A 1,440-nucleotide genomic window follows, 5' to 3' on the forward strand; every position below is an offset into this window, starting at 1 on the left:
CCTGCCGGCGAGCCGCAGCGAGGAGCTCGACGCGCGCGTGCCAGCCGGCGCGCAGCTGCAGTGGCAGCTGCAGCTGCAGCCGCCGCCGCGCGCCGCACGGCTGCGTTTCCACGACGGCCGCACGGTAGAGCTCGCGCGCGACGGCGAGAGCTGGAGCGGGCAGACGCGCCTCGACGACGCCGCGCTGTATCGCCTGGAGATCGACGCCGACCTGCCGCTGCAGGAGGAACCGAGGCATCGTCTCGACGTGATCGCCGACACGCCGCCGCAGATCCGCGTCGACGCGCCCGACAAGACTCTGAGCCTGCGCGAAGCCGCGCAGAACCACTGGGACTTCGACATCCAGGCCAGCGACGACTACGGCCTCGGCGAGGCCTCGCTCGAGATCGTGCGCGCCCAGGGCAGCGGCGAGAACATCGCCGTCAAGCGCGAGACCGTGCGCCTGCGCGGCGCCGGCGACGCACGCGAGCAGCGCTATCGCCATCGCATCGACCTCGATGCGCTGCAGCTCGCGCCCGGCGACGAAGTCATAGTCCGATTCAATGTTGCCGATCGGCGCGCTCCCGAACCGCAGCACAGTCGCAGCGCGAGCTACATCCTGCGCCTGCCGCCGCCGCTGGCCGACGACAGCGTCGGCATGGACGGCCTCGTGCGCACGGCGCTGCCGGCGTTCTTCCGCAGCCAGCGCCAGCTGATCATCGACACCGAGGCGCTGGTCGCCGAACGCCCGAAGCTCGACGAGGAACGCTTCGTCGCGAAGTCCGACGCGCTCGGCGTCGAGCAGAAGATCCTGCGCCTGCGCTACGGCCAGTTCCTCGGCGAGGAATTCGAAAGCGGCCGCGGCGCGGCGCATGCGGCGCCGGCCGCCGGCGAGACGCACGACGACGACGCGCACGACGACGACGCGCACGCCGGCGGCGAGAAGGCCGAAGCGCCCGGCGATGATCACGACCACGCCGAGGCGGCTCCGAAACACTTCGGCGACGCTGGCAACGTGCTCGCCGAGTTCGGCCACACTCACGATCATGCCGAGGCCGCGACCCTGCTCGACCCGGACACGAAACGCATCCTGAAGATCGCGCTGGAACAGATGTGGCAGGCCGAGCTGCAGCTGCGCAGCGGCCGGCCGCAGCAGGCGCTGCCCTACGAGAACAAGGCGCTGGAGCAGATCAAGCTCGTGCAGCAGGCCTCGCGCATCTACCTCGCGCGCGTCGGCCTGGAGCTGCCGCCCGTGGACGAGACGCGGCGGCTCAGCGGCGAACGCAAGGATCTGCGCGACAGCGCGAGCGCCGCGGTCGCGGCGCTGCCGGCCGACGCGGATCTCGACGCGGTCTGGCAGAGCCTGCGTGCCGGCACGGCGCCGGACTGGTCGCGCTGGGACGCGTGGCAGCAGCGACGCGGCGCCGGCGCGGCCGACTCGCTCGACCTGGCCGCCGCAGC

General features: G+C 72.4%; 1 pseudogene. It reads left to right on the plus strand.

The features are described 5' to 3' along the window. Nucleotides 1-1,440, plus strand: a pseudogene (locus NON22_RS24250) (hypothetical protein); the annotation flags it as partial.

The sequence above is a fragment of the Tahibacter caeni genome (assembly GCF_024609805.1).
GTDB lineage: Bacteria > Pseudomonadota > Gammaproteobacteria > Xanthomonadales > Rhodanobacteraceae > Tahibacter > Tahibacter caeni.